Origin of the sequence: Micromonospora sp. CCTCC AA 2012012 (assembly GCF_040499845.1) — a bacterium.
GTDB lineage: Bacteria > Actinomycetota > Actinomycetes > Mycobacteriales > Micromonosporaceae > Micromonospora > Micromonospora mangrovi.
Genome location: NZ_CP159342.1, coordinates 934,530 through 949,971, shown reverse-complemented (window position 1 = coordinate 949,971; position 15,442 = coordinate 934,530). Strand labels below are relative to the sequence as shown.

At 66.4% G+C, this 15,442-nt stretch carries 15 protein-coding genes and 4 pseudogenes; 11 read left to right on the top strand and 8 right to left on the bottom strand.

The features are described 5' to 3' along the window. Window positions 1-10 precede the first annotated feature (10 nt). Window positions 11-516, top strand: a pseudogene (locus ABUL08_RS04410) (shikimate kinase). Here ABUL08_RS04410 and ABUL08_RS04405 read toward each other — a convergent pair. After that, window positions 506-787, bottom strand: a pseudogene (locus ABUL08_RS04405) (cytochrome c oxidase assembly protein); the annotation flags it as partial. The pseudogenes ABUL08_RS04410 and ABUL08_RS04405 sit on opposite strands and share 11 nt — an antisense overlap. A gap of 239 nt (window positions 788-1,026) precedes the next feature. Here ABUL08_RS04405 and ABUL08_RS04400 point away from each other — a divergent pair. The 7 genes from ABUL08_RS04400 (at window position 1,027) to ABUL08_RS04370 (ending at window position 6,478) form a co-directional block, all read left to right on the top strand. Further along, window positions 1,027-1,467, top strand: a complete 441-nt coding sequence (locus tag ABUL08_RS04400; RefSeq protein WP_350934755.1) for a helix-turn-helix domain-containing protein — start codon at window positions 1,027-1,029, stop codon at window positions 1,465-1,467. A 202-nt stretch (window positions 1,468-1,669) separates the two neighbouring features. After that, a complete protein-coding gene (locus ABUL08_RS04395; protein WP_350934753.1) occupies window positions 1,670-2,338 on the top strand; it encodes a GOLPH3/VPS74 family protein in 669 nt (222 codons plus the stop codon). Window positions 2,339-2,854: 516 nt separating this feature from the next. Next, the gene (locus tag ABUL08_RS04390) at window positions 2,855-4,486 is read left to right on the top strand and encodes a sensor histidine kinase (protein WP_350934751.1); all 1,632 of its coding nucleotides are present in this window, start codon (window positions 2,855-2,857) and stop codon (window positions 4,484-4,486) included. A gap of 32 nt (window positions 4,487-4,518) precedes the next feature. Then, window positions 4,519-4,953: a roadblock/LC7 domain-containing protein gene (locus tag ABUL08_RS04385; RefSeq protein WP_350934749.1), complete on the top strand. Its 435-nt coding sequence runs from the start codon at window positions 4,519-4,521 to the stop codon at window positions 4,951-4,953. Between the two features lie 5 nt (window positions 4,954-4,958). Continuing rightward, window positions 4,959-5,327, top strand: a complete 369-nt coding sequence (locus ABUL08_RS04380; protein WP_350934747.1) for a DUF742 domain-containing protein — start codon at window positions 4,959-4,961, stop codon at window positions 5,325-5,327. Next, complete coding sequence (locus tag ABUL08_RS04375; RefSeq protein ID WP_350934746.1) at window positions 5,305-5,889, top strand: GTP-binding protein; 585 nt, start codon at window positions 5,305-5,307, stop codon at window positions 5,887-5,889. Before ABUL08_RS04380 ends, ABUL08_RS04375 begins: the two co-directional genes overlap by 23 nt. A gap of 34 nt (window positions 5,890-5,923) precedes the next feature. Next, window positions 5,924-6,478 (top strand): GAF domain-containing protein, encoded by a 555-nt coding sequence (locus ABUL08_RS04370; RefSeq protein WP_350934744.1) that lies wholly within the window; start codon window positions 5,924-5,926, stop codon window positions 6,476-6,478. A 12-nt stretch (window positions 6,479-6,490) separates the two neighbouring features. Here the strand turns inward: ABUL08_RS04370 and ABUL08_RS04365 are convergent, their stop codons facing one another. From ABUL08_RS04365 to ABUL08_RS04335, 7 genes and pseudogenes are all read right to left on the bottom strand, one after another. After that, window positions 6,491-7,690 (bottom strand): acyl-CoA dehydrogenase family protein, encoded by a 1,200-nt coding sequence (locus ABUL08_RS04365; protein WP_350934741.1) that lies wholly within the window; start codon window positions 7,688-7,690, stop codon window positions 6,491-6,493. Between the two features lie 1,091 nt (window positions 7,691-8,781). Then, window positions 8,782-9,261 carry an IS110 family transposase gene (locus ABUL08_RS04360; RefSeq protein WP_350934739.1) on the bottom strand — a complete coding sequence of 160 codons (480 nt, stop codon included), beginning with the start codon at window positions 9,259-9,261 and terminating at the stop codon, window positions 8,782-8,784. 401 nt (window positions 9,262-9,662) lie between these two features. Continuing rightward, window positions 9,663-10,979: an NtaA/DmoA family FMN-dependent monooxygenase gene (locus ABUL08_RS04355; RefSeq protein WP_350934737.1), complete on the bottom strand. Its 1,317-nt coding sequence runs from the start codon at window positions 10,977-10,979 to the stop codon at window positions 9,663-9,665. Between the two features lie 358 nt (window positions 10,980-11,337). Continuing rightward, window positions 11,338-11,490 (bottom strand): annotated as a pseudogene (locus ABUL08_RS04350) (gamma-glutamyltransferase); the annotation flags it as partial. Window positions 11,491-11,955: 465 nt separating this feature from the next. Then, window positions 11,956-12,201 (bottom strand): hypothetical protein, encoded by a 246-nt coding sequence (locus ABUL08_RS04345; protein ID WP_350934736.1) that lies wholly within the window; start codon window positions 12,199-12,201, stop codon window positions 11,956-11,958. Between the two features lie 35 nt (window positions 12,202-12,236). Further along, complete coding sequence (locus ABUL08_RS04340) at window positions 12,237-12,467, bottom strand: hypothetical protein (protein ID WP_350934733.1); 231 nt, start codon at window positions 12,465-12,467, stop codon at window positions 12,237-12,239. 64 nt (window positions 12,468-12,531) lie between these two features. Continuing rightward, window positions 12,532-13,302 (bottom strand): annotated as a pseudogene (locus ABUL08_RS04335) (SAM-dependent methyltransferase); the annotation flags it as partial. 8 nt (window positions 13,303-13,310) lie between these two features. Between ABUL08_RS04335 and ABUL08_RS04330 the strand changes: the two are divergent. From ABUL08_RS04330 to ABUL08_RS04320, 3 genes are all read left to right on the top strand, one after another. Further along, window positions 13,311-13,901 carry a carbohydrate ABC transporter permease gene (locus tag ABUL08_RS04330; RefSeq protein ID WP_350934732.1) on the top strand — a complete coding sequence of 197 codons (591 nt, stop codon included), beginning with the start codon at window positions 13,311-13,313 and terminating at the stop codon, window positions 13,899-13,901. A gap of 452 nt (window positions 13,902-14,353) precedes the next feature. Then, window positions 14,354-14,956, top strand: coding sequence for a helix-turn-helix domain-containing protein (locus ABUL08_RS04325; RefSeq protein WP_350934730.1), 603 nt, complete (start codon window positions 14,354-14,356; stop codon window positions 14,954-14,956). Further along, a complete protein-coding gene (locus ABUL08_RS04320) occupies window positions 14,859-15,245 on the top strand; it encodes a hypothetical protein (RefSeq protein WP_350934728.1) in 387 nt (128 codons plus the stop codon). Before ABUL08_RS04325 ends, ABUL08_RS04320 begins: the two co-directional genes overlap by 98 nt. The last annotated feature ends 197 nt before the right edge of the window (window positions 15,246-15,442 follow it).

The following is a 15,442-nucleotide window of genomic DNA, read 5'->3' as shown; positions in this document are numbered from 1 at the left end:
GCGCGTCCCGCTGACCCGACCGGTCTGCGTGCTGGTGGGGGCGCCCGGCTCCGGCAAGACCACCGTCGGGCAGGCGCTGGCCACCGCGCTGGGCGTCGGCTTCCGGGACACCGACGCCGACATCGAGCAGTTGGCCGGCAAGCCGATCCCGGAGATCTTCGTGGACGAGGGGAGGACCACTTCCGTACCCTCGAACGGGCGGCGGTGGCGGCGGCGCTGGCGTCGCACGGCGGGGTGCTCGCCCTCGGCGGCGGCGCGATCCTCGCCGAGGAGAACCGCGCCGCGCTGATCGGGCACACCGTGGTGCACCTCTCGGTGGAGCTGCCCGACGCGGTGAAGCGGGTCGGGCTGGGCGCGGGTCGTCCGCTGCTGGCGATCAACCCGCGCGCCACCCTCAAGCACCTGATGGAGCAGCGCCGCCCGCTCTACGCCGAGGTGGCGACGGCGACCGTGGTCACCGACGGGCGTACCCCGGAGGAGCTCGCCGCCGAGGTGGCGGCCCTGCTCAAGCCCTGAGCGCCGCCCGCCGCACCCGCGTGCTCTCCGGGCGCCAGGTGACGAGCAGGGCCAGGGCGAGCAGGATCTCGGCGAGGTCACCGCCGTAGTACATGACCATCGCCCCGGCGCGCAGCTCACCCACCGTCGCCGGGACGTCGACCAGCAGGCCGGCGTAGAGCAGTTGGGCGACGGTGGCGTGCGCCACCACCGCGAGGCCGAGCACCACCAGGCGCGCCGGCACGCGGGGCCGGTGCGCGCCCGGGTCGGGGCCGGCGATCGACCACGCGAAGAGGTATCCGCCGAGCCCTCAGCAGCGCCCGTCACCGCCGGCGCTCGGGCGTCATCTGGGGGCGACCCAACTCTCCGCATCCGGTCATACGCGGGCGCCGCCCTTGAGACACGAAGCATAATTCGTTAATATCGCTTCGTACTTAGGTGTGACCGGACCGTCACACTGGGAGAACCCCCATGCCCACCACGTCGACGAGCCGAACCACACATCAATCCCGGCCAGGAGGGCGCAGCTTAGTGATCCAGATTCGGATTGACCTGTCGGAACTCCACGCCAGCCTCGACCGTGCACGGCGCCACCGCGACATGACATGGCAACAAGTCGCCACCGAGATTGGATGCGGCCAATCGACGATCACCCGCCTCGCCCGAGGCCACCGCCCCGACACTCAGACGTTTCTCACCTTCACCACCTGGCTCCGGATGCCCGCCGAGGCGTTCATCGAACTACTCTCCCCTCGCCCCCAGCAGAGTCAGCCGGATCTGCTCGTAGAGATCTGCGCACTGCTGAGGAAGCGACGAGACCTCACCCGACGAGACCGGGACGTCCTCGAGGAAGTCATCGAATCAGCACTGAAGGGCCTCCCCAGAAAACCAACCCGCATCCGTTCGGAACACACTGTGAATGGCCCTACAGGACCAAGGCATGTGGATCCTTCCGACGCGACAGCCCACTGATACGGTTCTGTGGCTTTCGCGAACTGAGTACCAGCACCACCGAAGGCGTTGCCTGCCGGGAGCGCTTAGCATGTCAGCTGCAATTCTTCTACATACCCCGACTGTCACACTTCAACGACGTACCGCATCATGCCAAAGTTGCTGGCACGGCAAGAGGAGGATTCATGACCGCCGTCAACCGCCCCACTCATCGGCTGTCGTGATGGTGGAAGACGCCCTTTCGCGCCGACTTCTCCGCGATGAGCTGTTCCTTCTCGGTCACTACGACGACACGGGCCTGCCCATAACAAACCGTCGAACTCTTTCCCTCGGTGTGGCCGGGGCCAGCTTGATTGACCTCTTCCTCGCAGAGAGAATCGCCCTGGTGAAGCACGGCCGGTCGGACCACGCGCTCGACAGGACAGTGCAGGCAAGGACCGGCCAGCCGCTGGGCGACACCCTTGCGGACAGCGTGGCGACGGACATTCGCCGAGCAGAACCGACCAGCCTGCACATCTGGCTGAAGAAGCTCAGCGAAGACATGTACGAACGGGCTCTCTCCAGCCTGATCGCGGCCGGTGTCATGCGGCGCGTCCGGATCCGCCGACTAGCAGGACTGGTGCAAATCGATGCCCATCTGGCCACAGATTCTAGACGCGCTGTTGCGGCACGCTCCTGTCTCCGCTACCTGGCTGCAGGAAACGACCATCCAAACAATCACTCCGCCGCATTGGCTGGCCTCATCGTAGCACTTCAACTGACAGACGCGCTGCATCTGGGCTCCGACCCCGAGCGGGTGTCGCACCGCCTCAGCGCGATAGCTCGCCAGCATTTCAAAGCCATTCAATACATAACAGCGGGAGTAGCAGAACTGGCGAGGATGACGCGCTGAGCAATACCACGCTGCACGTCATCGCGTCGGTCACGCTACCGATGTAACGACCGTTCACCGCCACCGTGGCGCACTGCGCAGTGCACCGCCGTGGCGGCCGACGGTTGCCACCAGGTCGTCGAGCTGGTCGGCGGTGTCTACCCCGCGCCACCGCAATCGTTCAGGTCATCGTCGTTCTGCACCCAGTCGAAGCCAACCGCTACACACGATGAAAGTGGCTGATTGGTCTTCATCCCTGGGGTCGACTTGCCGGCAGCCGCCGGATCAAACCAATCGTCCACATAGGATAAGGTGATGGTCCATGCGAGCGAAGCAGAGAGGACGGCGTTCCAGGCTGCCCGCGCCTGAGCGATAACCCGTCTCCGCACGATGCGGGTCCCTTGAGGTAGCCCGCACCTGCCCCTGCGGTTCCCCTTTGGTCCGAGGATATTGATGCCTGAGTCTCCCCCTCCTGACACGCGTGCCGCTCATCGAGCGGGCGACCCCCACCGCAAATCTCCCGCACCTGATCGGGACGTGACGAGTGACTTCAGGCCTCGTCTGATGTGGCTGTCTGTACTCCCGGCCGCAGTCGTCACGGTGATCGGTGCCGCCGCCGTATTCTCTGTGCTCGTCGCCTCCGGGGAAGCGGTAACCAGCAGGATGGGCGCGGCGCTGATCCTGGCGTGGGTCGCATGCGTGGTGGTCGTCGCCGTCGCCGCCAACCGAGCCGTTGCAGTCGACCGTCTGATCATCGCCAGGATCGGTGCCCTGCGGTCCGAGACCGCGCAGCGTCGAGTCGAGGTACAGAATCTCATCGAGCGGTTGCGCCGCGGTGACCGACTTGATCCACCCGCGGAGCTCGCACCTCTGACGGCAAGCGACGAATTTGGGCTTTTGCGGCACGAGCTGGATGGGATCCTCCGTGTTGCCCAGGCCGCCGTCGTAGAGGCAGCAGCCGCGCAAACCACGCCACCCGTGGCCAACTCCAGCCACCAGGTGGAGGTCTTCGTCAACCTCGCCCGACGGCTGCAGTCCCTGGTGCATCGGGAGATCCAGCTTCTCGACGACCTCGAGAACCAGGTGGAGGACCCGGATCTCCTCAAGGGCCTGTTCCAGGTCGACCACCTTGCGACCCGTATCCGCCGACATGCGGAGAACCTCGCGGTGCTAGGCGGCGCTGTTTCACGGCGGCAGTGGAGCAGGCCTGTAGCTCTGACCGAGGTGTTACGGTCTGCCATCGCCGAGGTTCAACACTATTCGCGGGTCAAGCTGGTGCCGCCGATCGAGGGCACGGTGGGAGGCCACGCTGTCGCCGATGTCATCCATCTTGTCGCTGAGCTCGTTGAGAATGCTACAAATTTCTCAGGCCCGCACACCCAGGTGCTACTGCGCGCTCAAACTGTCACGGCTGGTATCGCCGTAGAAGTTGAGGACCGAGGCTTGGGTATGCCGGTCACTGACCAGGACCGCGTGAACCGCCTCTTGGTCGACCCAACCAGGATCGACGTCGGTGAGCTTCTGCGCGACGGTCGCATCGGCCTGTTCGTCGTCGGGGTCATCGCCCGTCGACATGGCATCACCGTACGGCTGCAGACCAACATCTACGGCGGGATCCAAGCGGTACTTATCCTTCCTCCCGGACTACTCGGCGCGCCGTCACAGAGGCGTGAATCCTGGCACGACACACAACCGCAGCCCATCGTCCGACCGCCCAGCCGGGCCGTTGCCGGCCATGCCCCGGCCGCTCCACCGCCGCATGTACCAACCTCTGCTTCGCCTCGGGCTCTCGACGGCGCTCCTTCGATACCCCAGGGGACCCGGCGAGCGACGATGGCACCGTTGCCCGAACGGGGTTCTGCCACTTCGCCCTTGGTCCGAGAGGCCGCCGAAGTCATCCCGTCCGAGTCGGCGGAGGTGAACAGGGCCGGCGAGCCGACCACGGCCTCGTTCGCCGGCGGCAACGCGCGTCCGCGCCTACCGCGGCGGCAAAGGCAGGCACATCTGGCCCCGCAGCTGCAAGCCGCACCCAGGCCACCTTCGCAACAGCAGGAAGGCGCTGAGCCGGACCCCACTCTGATGGCCACGTTCACGCGGGCTTTCACTCACGGCGCCGCTGACGCTGGCGGGAATGACGGCTCCGCAGACCGCCTCGGCGGTACCAGCTGATCACGCGTCACTCTTAAGGAAGGTTATCTATCATGCGGAGCGATGCGCCCGTAGGACAATCTCAGGATCTTGTGTGGCTGCTGTCCGGGCTGGCCGAACGCGTCCCCCACACTCGCAGTGCCCTGTTGTTGTCGTCCGACGGCCTACCGAAAGCTGTCCACGGTCTGGATCGGGCCGGCGCGGACCATCTCGCGGCGATCGCCTCCGGACTGTTCTCTCTCGCTCGTAGCGCTGGGGGCAGTCTCGGTGGCGGTAGTGGAGTCCGTCAGGTGGTCGCCGAGCTTGATGACGTGCTGCTGTTCGTCACGGCGGCGGGCGCAAATGCCGTCCTGGCGGTGCTCGCAGGAAAGGACGCAGATGTTGGCGTACTGGGATACGAGATGTCACAGATGGTCAAGAGTGTACGTCCGTTCCTGGCGACACCGACGCGCCATGCCACCATCGATTCGAGTGACATGATCCGGTGACCGTCATGGGCGCCGAGGACGAACCCTTTCTCGACGACGACGCCGGGCGTCTGGTGCGCCCGTACACGGTCAGCAACGGGCGGACCCGGCCCAGTATCCAGATGGAGTTGCTGTCGTGGGTGATGGCCACGGGTCGAAGGCCTCGCGGATACCTTGCGCTAGATCATGCTCGGGCCCTTCGCCTGTGCGGCGGCCCGATCACCGTGGCCGAGGTCGCGGCGCACCTCAAACTGCCCGCCGCTATCACGAAAGTGGTGCTGTCGGACCTGGTGGATTGTGGCGCGGTGAGCACGCGAGCCCCCAGCCCTGTCGCCGACCCCACTGATCCATCCGTATTGGAGGCGGTTCTCCATGGCCTACAGCGACGACTGTGAACTGTCTCCGGTGTTCCCCACCGCGCTCAAGATCCTTATCGCAGGTGGGTTCGGCGTGGGAAAGACGACGTTCGTCGGCGCGGTCAGTGAGATCCGGCCCTTGTGCACGGAGGAGATCCTGACCACCGCCGGCGTGGGCACTGACAGCCTGACAGGAGTAGAGGACAAGTCCACCACCACGGTGGCGCTCGACTTCGGCCGCATTACCATCGATTCCCGCCACGTGCTGTACCTGTTCGGCACACCCGGGCAGGAGCGCTTCTGGTTCATGTGGGACGAGTTGTCCGCCGGCGCCCTCGGAGCTGTCGTCCTCGCCGACACCCGCCGCCTACAGGACTGCTTCGCTGCCGTCGATTTTTTCGAGTCCCGTGGCATTGGATTCCTGGTCGCCGTGAACGAATTCGACGGGTCGTTCCACTACGAACCCGAGGAAGTGCGCGCCGCTCTTGAACTTAGACCGGATGTGCCGATCGTGATGTGCGATGCCCGTCAAAGCCGGTCCTCCGCAACGGTGCTGATCGCGCTCCTGAAGCATCTACTCGTCACCTCTCGCCCGGCGTGAATACGTGTCACATCTGCCAGATATGGAGCCAAATATGATTTATGAAAGCCCGGTCTACCAGTCGCTGACGCCGATTGATCAGGAGGCGCCGCGCCGTGTTCAGCGGCTGCGTGATCTCGGTATTGGGGAAAACCCGGACCCCGAGTTCGACGAGTTCGCCCAAAAGCTCGCAAATATCACCCGGGCTCCATACGCGATGGTGAACTTCATCAGCGAGGACCGTCAGTACTTCGCTGGCCTCTACACGGCGCCAGTCGGGCGAGCCAGCAGCACGCCCGAGATCACCTTGACCGAACAGCCAGGCCGGGTGATGTCACGAGATCATGGCTACTGCCCGCACGTCGTGGTCCGCCGCAAAGCGCTGGTGCTCGACGACGTGTGCGACTACCCGCGGTTTGCCGGCAATCCCGTGGTCGACGAGATCGGCATCCGCTCATATCTGGGCGCGCCGCTGATCGACCACACCGGTACGACGCTTGGCACGATCTGTGTGGTGGACACCGAGCCGCGACCGTGGGGGCGGCAGGGCCTTGAGACCATCAAGTCTCTGGCCGCCGAGCTGACGGAACGGATCAATCAGCGCAGCTGACAATAGGGCGACTCAGGAGGTGGCCGCCGCCTCCAGTAGAGGGGCGGCGAGCCGCTCCGACCACTGCCCCTTGGACATGCCCAGTGCCACCTCCCCGAGCCGGAGCAGTTGGACATCGGAGGTGCCGGCTGGCGCAAAGATGTGGTGTGCGTCGCGTACGTACCGCTCTACGGGACGGTCGGGGTAAAGCCCGCAGGCGGCGTGCACCTCCATCGCGTTACGCGCCGAGTCCAGGGCATACTCGACGTTGATCAGTTTGGCGTTCATCAGCTCCGCGTCGCACGGCAGGCCCTGATCCAACAGGTGGACCGCGTAATAGGCGGCCAGCCGGGCAGTCATCAACCGGGACTGCATCTGCCCGATCTTCAGTTTGACCGGGAGAAGGTCGCGCAGCGGCTTGCCGTAGCGGTGCTGCTCAGTAACGTAAGCCGAGGACTCCTCAAGTAGCGCTTGGTGGATGCCGAGGGATACCGCGGCCAGGTTCGGTCGGCCGTACAGGATGCTGGATGAGTAGGCGACAGCCAAGCCATCGCCCTCGACGCCGAGCATGTTTGCCGCAGGGATCCGGCAGTCGTCGAAGATGAGCTCGCCGAAACTGAAGCCGTGCAGGCCCATAGCGGCGCGATGTGGACCGAGCGAGAAACCCGGACGGTGCGACTCGACCAAGAAGGCCGACAGCCCTTGAGAACCCGGCCCGGTGCGAGCCACCACGCCATGTAGGTCGCCGACGTGACTGTTGCCGACGAACACTTTTCGGCCGTTCAAAAGATAATCGTCACCGTCACGTACGGCGGTGGCTTCCATGCCGAGGACATGACCACCGGACTGGGGCTCGGTCACCGCGATGGTGGGCAGGCAGCTTCCTTCGGCGATCGCTGGTAGCCACCGCTCCTTCTGGCTGTCGTTGCCGAAGTGCAGAATTTTGGCCACGCCCAACTGGCTGGCCTGGACCATGGCACCCATCGCCCCGCTGACCCGTGACAGCTCTTCGATGATGATGGTTTTGGCGAGATGTCCCAGACCCATCCCGCCGTAGTCAGGGCTGATCGTGACACCGATCCAGCCCTGACTGGCAATCAACCGCGACAACTCGTACTGGACCGAGCGAGAAGATTCCATTTCCGGGATCCGCGGTCGCACCTGTTCCTCCGCGAACGTCCGCACCTCTTGCCGTAGACCCTCGTGACGTTTTGTCGCGAAGTAGCTATCCATCTGCAGACCTCCTCGTGGTCGCCTGCCGGCCTGGCGGATTCGATGCATCCGGCCAAGCCACGAAGCTCTGGTCGTCGCCGTCGCGCACATCCTCGGGATCGCCGTTGATGCGCCAGCGGCTCGACGGGGACAAGTCCTGCGCGCTGTGCCAGCTAGCCTGACCTCAGGCCAATCACCACCGCGGAGTGTGGCTGCCGAACGGCCACGGCAGGGCCATCCAAAAGACCGGTGCCGATGCCGCGTTCCACCATGGGCCTGCCGCTGCAGCACCAGCACCCACCAAATGGGCAGCCGGACAGATAGCCACCTGCGACGGCTTTAGGCGTGCCGGCTCTACCGACGCGCCTCGTCATGGCACCGCTCACGAGGGCGACCGCAGCCGGGGGCGCGTTCCAACGTGGAGCGTCAAACTCGGACCACGCTTGATAGAGATGTAGCGACCAGAAGAGGTCGACGGTCTCATCCGCTCCGCCTCCCAAGGGTTCGCCCATGATCGTATCCACATAGATACGGAGCGCAACCCTCCTATCAGTACTTGGGACGCTGATTCCAAATTAAGCGAACCTGCGTGGAGCGCGTAGAGGCTGTTCCTTGAGCCAGGGCCCCGCGCGACCATACTTCGGCGATCAGCACTCTCTCAGGATGGCTAACTACTCAGGCAGTCAGCTCGAACACCCTCGCGGACTACGAGGCGGCATCCACCCATGGAACCGGCCTCGACACGGACACTGAATCGTTGAGCTAAGCAGCGCCGTGGATGACGTCCGCGAGTGGGACCGTAGGACGAACGGCGCCTTTCCGTGTCAAGCCGTCGGGAGGAGAGAGACCTCCGCGTCTTTGATCATGGCTCGGTGGACCACGTCGGCGAGGCGTCGTTTGAGGTAGCGAAGGGCTTCTTTGTCGGGTCTTACCCGCGGCGCGTTTGCGCTGGTAGTGGTCCGCTGGCAGCACCAGAGCGGGCCAAGATCTTCGAGGCGGGGACGTCGCCGACGCCGTGCAGCTCGGTCAGGGTGGTGCCGGATGCCGCGACCGCGGCGGACAGCGGTCGCCTCGGTGATGCACCGGTCGCGGCGACGCACCTTCGTCAGCATTCAACGGCGACCTGACGCAGAGTGCGGCCCAGCACCGCGCGGTCGGATGCTGCGCAACGCGGCAGCCGCGGTGTCGGCGGTCATCCGTCGGGGCAGCCCGGCCGGGACGAGTTGCGCCAATAGGGCGTGCAACCGGTTGACGGTCTGGGTGCGGGAGCGAACCAGGTCGTCGCGGTGTTCGGTCAGCGCGCGTAGGACGGCGACCGCCTCGTCGATCGCGGCGGTGTTGAGCCGGGTGGCGGTGTGCGCGGCGATACTGACCGACAGTGCGTCGACCTCCTCGGTCTTGCCGCCGTGCCCGGCCATAAGCATCCGGACCCGGCGTGCCAGCTTCGCGGGAACGTCGACGACATCGACTGCGTCAGCGACAAGCCGAGCGGTCAACGGAGCACCTAGCCCGGCGGCTCCGTCCACCGCCCAGGTGACGTGTGGCCAGCGGCCGGCGAAACGGCGCAGCTGTCGGTGGCCGTCACGGTTCACCCCGACACGGATGGCGCCGAGGGGTGGAGGCGAGCGTCGACCGCGACGGCGGTCCAAGATGCCTTGTGCGGATCAATCGCGATGACGACCGGGGCTGGCGCTGGACACATGCTGAGGGCACAGACTCTCCTCGTGTGACCGGAGCGAGGGCCCGGGGAGGAGGGCAGACCAACTTCGGGCCAAACAGGGCCTCTCTCGAGCCACTCTCGCCGGCGGTCGTGACCGGGACGCAGGCCGTTCGGCCGCCAGCCCACGGGCGGCAGGTGTCGCTCGAGCGGCCCCGACCACTACCTCGAAGATCATGGCTCGAGACTCTGATCTCCGCCACCGATCCACCAAGTTGATGACCTCTCTCCTCCCGTCTCCTCCCGGCGGCTTGACACAGAGACGTGCTGTTCGTCTTACAGTCCCCATCCGGCGGGTCTCGACAGATCGAGGTGCTCGCGGAGGGTACGGCCGCGATACTCGGTGCGGTAGCGGCCGCGCCGTTGTAGCAGTGGGACCACGTGGTCGGTGAAGGTGGCCAACTCGTAGGGCAGGGTCGAGCCCATGAGGGTGAATCCGTCGGCGCCACCCTCGTCCTGCCAGGCGATGATGTGCTCGGCCAACTGTTCCGGAGTGCCGACGAAGTGCAGCTGACCGGGCCCGCCGCCGAGGTCCCGCAGGATCTCGCGCAGAGGGGCCTCCGGTCGTGCCCGAGCGGCGGCGATGAGGCGTTCGGCGAGGCTGGAAGGTGCCGGCTTCTCCGTCAGGTTCGACGGAAACGGCGCGTCCGGATCGAAGTCGTCCGGATCGAACCCGGCGAGGTACAGGGTGTTCTGCCAGTGGAACTCCGCGCTCGCCAGCTCCTCTAGATGACGGGCCCGCGCCTGTGCCTCGGCCTCGGTGCCGCCGAGGGTCACCATGAGAGCCGGCAACACCGACAGCTGGTCGGGGTCACGGCCGTTCGCCGCCACCTGGACGCGGAGATTGTCGCGAAACGCTTTGGAGGCCTCCAGCGTGGCGGGGGTGGCGAAGACCAACTCGGCGTACCGGGCGGCCAGCCCCATGCCGGCCGTCGACTGGCCGGCCTGCACCAGCACTGGATGGCCCTGCGGGGAGCGGGGGAACGGAAGCACCCCGTCGACGTCGTAGAACTCGCCGTGGAACCGTGGGTCGCGGAGTCTGCTCCTTTCGGCCCACACGCCCCGACCACGGTCGCCGACTACCGCGTCGTCCGCCCAGCTGTCCCAGAGCTGCCGGACGACCTCGACGAACTCGTGGGCCCGCACGTAGCGGTCACCGTGCTCGAGGTGGACGGCCTCTCCGAAGGCCGCGGCAGCCAGCGGCGTGACAGTGGTGACGATGTTCCAACCGGCGCGACCGCCGCTGAGGTGATCGAGGGTCGCGAAGCGGCGCGCGAGCTCCCACGGCTTGCTGTACGTGGTGGAGCCGGTTCCGATGAGCCCGATCCGGCTCGTCGCCGCGGCGAGCGCCGACAGCACCACGACCGGATCGAACTGTGTCTGGGGCAGGTGCGTCACCCGGTACTCGGCAATGGCGAGGGTGTCAGCAAGAAAGATAGCGTCCATCAACCCGCGTTCGGCGATACGGGCGATGTCGAGGTAGTAGTCGAGGCCCAGAACGCCATGGACGTCGTCGTCGACCACTCGCCAGGCTGACTCGTGGTAGCCGTTGGGCCAGATGAACGCGTTGAAATGCAGGGGACGCACGGTCACGCCGGGAACTCCTCATTCGACACCCAGGGCGACCACGATATCCGACAGATTCGGTTTGTTAGATATGTCTTTGTCCGGGCTTTGACGAACTGCGAGCGCTCTCGCGACTTGGCGGTATGAACGTTCGCGCTCGCCAGGACAACACGACCGTGACCAGCACACGTTGCAGGGTGGTTTAAGTCTTGGCAGGGCCGGCCGCCCTTGGCCCTGGCGGGCTCGCCCGGCTGATCGACGGCGGCCGGCTCGACGAGGGCGGCGGGCTGAAGGCGGCCAACGGAGGGATCATGATCCGGCACACGATGCTGGATGCACTCTGCGCCTTGCCCGATCCGCGCGTCTTAGTAGACGAGGAATCCGCGCCGTCGATGCCTGCGGAGAAGGGTTCGGTGACGCCGAGGGTCGCTGCCGCGGCCACCGGCGCGTCGACCGCGTTGCCGCCACGCCTGAGCACGTCGAGTCCGACGGCGGTGGCGGTCGCGTCCACGGTGGCGACGGCTCCCCCGTACCCGCTCGGGGTCGGCAACCAGACCGACGCGGCGTGGTGCTGACCCCTCGGCGCAACCGTCTCGGCCCTGGCTGTGCTCGGCAGGAGACCCGGCCGCGCAGCGCGCCGACGGGGCGGTGCTCGTCGACGATCCGGACGGCCTGCGGTTCAGGGGTACGAGACGCCGGCTCCCGGTGAACCTTGATCGACGCCACCACCGCCGGGAGTGGCCCGGTGGCAACTCGTGGAGCCGACCAGAAGACCTGCATACGCGGGCAGGTGGCCGTGAAGCGTGAACTCGGCAGCGCACTCGCCGGTCAGGCCGGGATCGTCCTGCCGCAAGGAGCACTGTCGATCGTATGCTCGCTAAGGCGCGCTAAAGAAGGTAACGGTCACGGGACTGAGCGACCCGTGACCTGACTGTCGACGCTCCGGCGGTCTGGTGAACCGTCATCACCGGGGTTGCGTCCGCTCGACCCAGCATTCAGCAGGTTATCTGTGTTCCCATTCGTGTTCGAGAAGGTGCTCCAGATCGTCGACCTCCCCGTCTCCTGGTTTCGGAAGGATGTTCTTGCGAGATCCGTCGGCGCGGAATGGACTGTCCACTAGGGGCTTCGGGCAGCCATCTGAGTAGAACGGCTTGTGGCTACCGGCGCGGCGCAACATGATCCAGTACGCGATGCCCCACACGTCGACGAGGATCAGCCCGCCCCCGATCAGCCACTGCGACCAGCCCATCACGCACCTCCCTCCGCGGCGGCACGAGCGACGAGTCAGGCAAGGATAAAGCGGGTAGTAGTAGTTCCGTCACGCACAGGCGGCAGCATTTTGTCCGGATCTGGCTCCTCGTTCGTCGACATCAGCCGAGCCTCTGACCAGGCGGCTCGCACGTCACCGCCCAGACCGGTCCGCTCCACGAGCTGCGCATCGAGCGGGTCGCCGCCAAGGACGCGTCGGTCCACGATCGTCCCGGCCCGCATGCCGTGGACCAGGCCGATGTCCACGCCCGGGGGCAGGTCGCCGCGTCTCCGCGGCACCACCCGGGACACAGCCCGACGGCTGAGCAGCTCAGGGCTTACGGGCGACCGCGCCGTGGATGCCGACCTCAGCCGCGGTGGGACGCTCGACGGTCTCGTCCTCCACCCGCCACTCGACGACAGAGACGATACCCGGGTCGAGGGGGTCCAGCCCGTCGAAGAAGCGGGCGAACTCGTCCCGGCTACGGAAGGCCGTCACACCGTGCGGGCCGAACGACTGGCTGCCGCGGGCCGCGCGGGCCGCCTCGGGCGGGAAGTAGTCGGCCGTCACATGGGACATGGCGAGGTAGCTGCCCGACGGCAAGGCGTCAACCAGACGACGCACGTGACCGTACGGGTCCTCATCGTCACGGACAAAGTGCAGCACGGCCACCAGCATCAAGGCGACTGGCTGGTCCAGATCGAGTACCGAGAGCAGATCCGGGTGGGTGAGGATGTTCTCCGGTTGCCGCAGGTCGGCGTCGAGGTATGCGGTCGCGCCTTCGCTCGCGCTAACCAGCAGCGCCCGCGCGTGCGCCAGGACGATGGGATCGTTGTCGACATAGACCACCCGGGTGCCCGGCTCGAGAGCCTGAGCGATCTCATGGGTGTTGTCGGCGCTCGGAATGCCGGTACCGATGTCCAGGAACTGGCGGATCTCTGCATCCCGCACCAGATGGGTGACGGCCCGTTTCAGGAAGCGGCGGTTCTCCATCACGCCCAGGCGGACGCCCGGGAAGGCAGCCGCGATGACGTCGCCGGACTCCCGGTCTGCGTGGAAATTGTCCTTTCCGCCGAGCCAGTAGTTGTATCGGCGGGCAGGCGGTCTCGGTGCCGAGCACGCTGGTGCTGGCGAGCCTCGTCGCGTACGCGATCGCCCGCCTCCCGGGCTGGCCCGGCCGGGTGCTGTTCGCGGTGTTCGCGGCCGGCCTGGCGGTGCCCGCGCAGGCGGTGATGATTCCCCAGTACCTGCAGTTCGACCGGCTCGGCCTCCGCGACAGCCTGACCGGGCTGATGCTCATCAACGTGGTGGTCACCCTGCCCGTGGCGGTGTTCATCCTCGCCGGCTTCCTGCGCACCCTCCCCACCGAGCTGTACGAGGCCGCCGAACTCGACGGCGCCGGCCCCTGGACCGCATTCCGCCGGGTCGCGGTGCCACTGCCCGCCCCGTCGCTCGCCGCCACCGCGATCTACCTGTTCGTCATGCACTGGAACGACCTGCTCTACCCCCTGCTGTTCATCGACGACCCGGCCAAACGCACCCTGCCGCTGGCACTGCTGGACTTCACCGGCGAATACCTCACCGACTATCCGCTGCTCTTCACCGGCGTGGTCGTCGCGTCCACACCGATGGTCATCGCGTACGCGCTCCTACAGCGCCACTTCATCGCCGGCATCACCGCGGGAGCCGTCAAGGGGTAACGGCGGCCCGTGACCATGAAGCGGAGCCGCCGCAACCGATGTCAACTCCGCTCACCGAGCTCCCCAGCGTCGGGCGTCCGCCCCGCCCGGAACGTAGTGCGGCGGCGTAGCGCGAAGCCGATCGACTCCTACAGTCGGATCGCCGTGACGGACGACGCCCTCACCGAAGAGGCGGCCCCCACAGCTCGTCGCAGGAGTCAGCGGCATGGCATAGCAGCACGGGACTGTCATCCGCTGGACCGTCGGCATGCGTCAACCCCGACCAGTGGATCTCTTCGAGCACCGCCGGACTTACCGTCGGAAGAAGCGGCGCCGAAACAGCGCAAGCAAGAACCCCGCTGGCTGACTGTCGCGTTGACTTGACCTTGCCACAGAGATGAGCGTGGATCACGTCGGCGCGGGCTGCACCATTGCGCCCGCCTCGACAAGATCGATCATCGGAGTCGTGAACAGTGACAGTCTCAAGCTCTCCCCACCTCGGAGGCGGTGCCGCTGTGAAGGCAGCCCTGCTGGCTTCCAAGGACCTGCGCCCCACCGAACGGCTCATCATGGTCGCCATCGCCGCGCACACCAACCGCGATGGAGACGCCTGGCCGTCCGTCGCCACGATCGCCGACTACGCCGGCGTCTCGGTTCGCACCGTGCAACGGACCCTGGCGAAGCTGGTGAACCTCGGCCGGCTGGCCGTCCGCCAGGTCGCCACCCTCGCCACCCGAATCTACCGCCTTCTGAGCGGACGCCCGGACACATCAGGGGGTGACATCCCGCGCAGCGGGGTGACAGACGACGCCACGAGGGGTGACACCCATAGGCTGTCACCCGAAGCAGAGGAAGACCACAAGAAGCTCCGCGGCCACCGCAGCGTGCCCTCCGGGCGACGGCTATCCCTCAGGAACCGTCTACCGCGGCAGACCTCCTCCGCGAGCGGAGCAGCAGGACGCCCAGCAGCGTCCTCCGTTGCTCGCACGGCTGACCATTGCCCCCGCCACCGTGGCAGCTTGGCCACACATTGCGGGCCCTGCCGGTCCGAAATGCTGGCCGGGGGCCTACGGTAACGCTCCCCAGCCACCCACTGGTGCCGTCATCGACCTGCCGCCCGGCGTCCAGATCGGGCTCGGTCACCCCACCCACGCCTTCGCGGTACACATCGCCGACGACGGCGGCTACCTCCACGACCCCACAGCGAATGCCCCGACCGAAGGGCTCCACTTCGATTTCGGTGGAGTGCCCACCGAATACCCGGCGGAGCACCTACAACTTCGGCCCGAGACGGCGATCCAACTAGCGGTCACATTCCTCAAGACCGGCGGCGAACCGCCACACCTGGCGCCTGTCACCGAGTGAACCCAAGCCGCAGGATCTGCCATGTGTCCGCCTCCAGCATCGCGCGAAGACCATCAAACAGCTCCTGATGACTGTGGGTGACAAGATCGCACAGCCTAAGCCGGCCACCGCCCGGCCCTACGCGTTGACCAGCTCCGGTCGAACCACACGACCAGGCACAGACCGTCATCACCGAAACGCTTCACGAGCGCACGAAT

What these genes read in the sequence shown, in the direction of transcription:
- ABUL08_RS04375 (WP_350934746.1), top strand. Translation starts at nt 5,305, where the DNA reads ATGGCCTACAGCGACGACTGTGAACTGTCTCCGGTGTTCCCCACCGCG.
- ABUL08_RS04370 (WP_350934744.1), top strand. Translation starts at nt 5,924, where the DNA reads ATGATTTATGAAAGCCCGGTCTACCAGTCGCTGACGCCGATTGATCAG.
- ABUL08_RS04385 (WP_350934749.1), top strand. Translation starts at nt 4,519, where the DNA reads ATGCGGAGCGATGCGCCCGTAGGACAATCTCAGGATCTTGTGTGGCTG.
- ABUL08_RS04380 (WP_350934747.1), top strand. Translation starts at nt 4,959, where the DNA reads ATGGGCGCCGAGGACGAACCCTTTCTCGACGACGACGCCGGGCGTCTG.
- ABUL08_RS04365 (WP_350934741.1), bottom strand. Translation starts at nt 7,690, where the DNA reads ATGGATAGCTACTTCGCGACAAAACGTCACGAGGGTCTACGGCAAGAG.
- ABUL08_RS04395 (WP_350934753.1), top strand. Translation starts at nt 1,670, where the DNA reads ATGGTGGAAGACGCCCTTTCGCGCCGACTTCTCCGCGATGAGCTGTTC.
- ABUL08_RS04345 (WP_350934736.1), bottom strand. Translation starts at nt 12,201, where the DNA reads ATGGGCTGGTCGCAGTGGCTGATCGGGGGCGGGCTGATCCTCGTCGAC.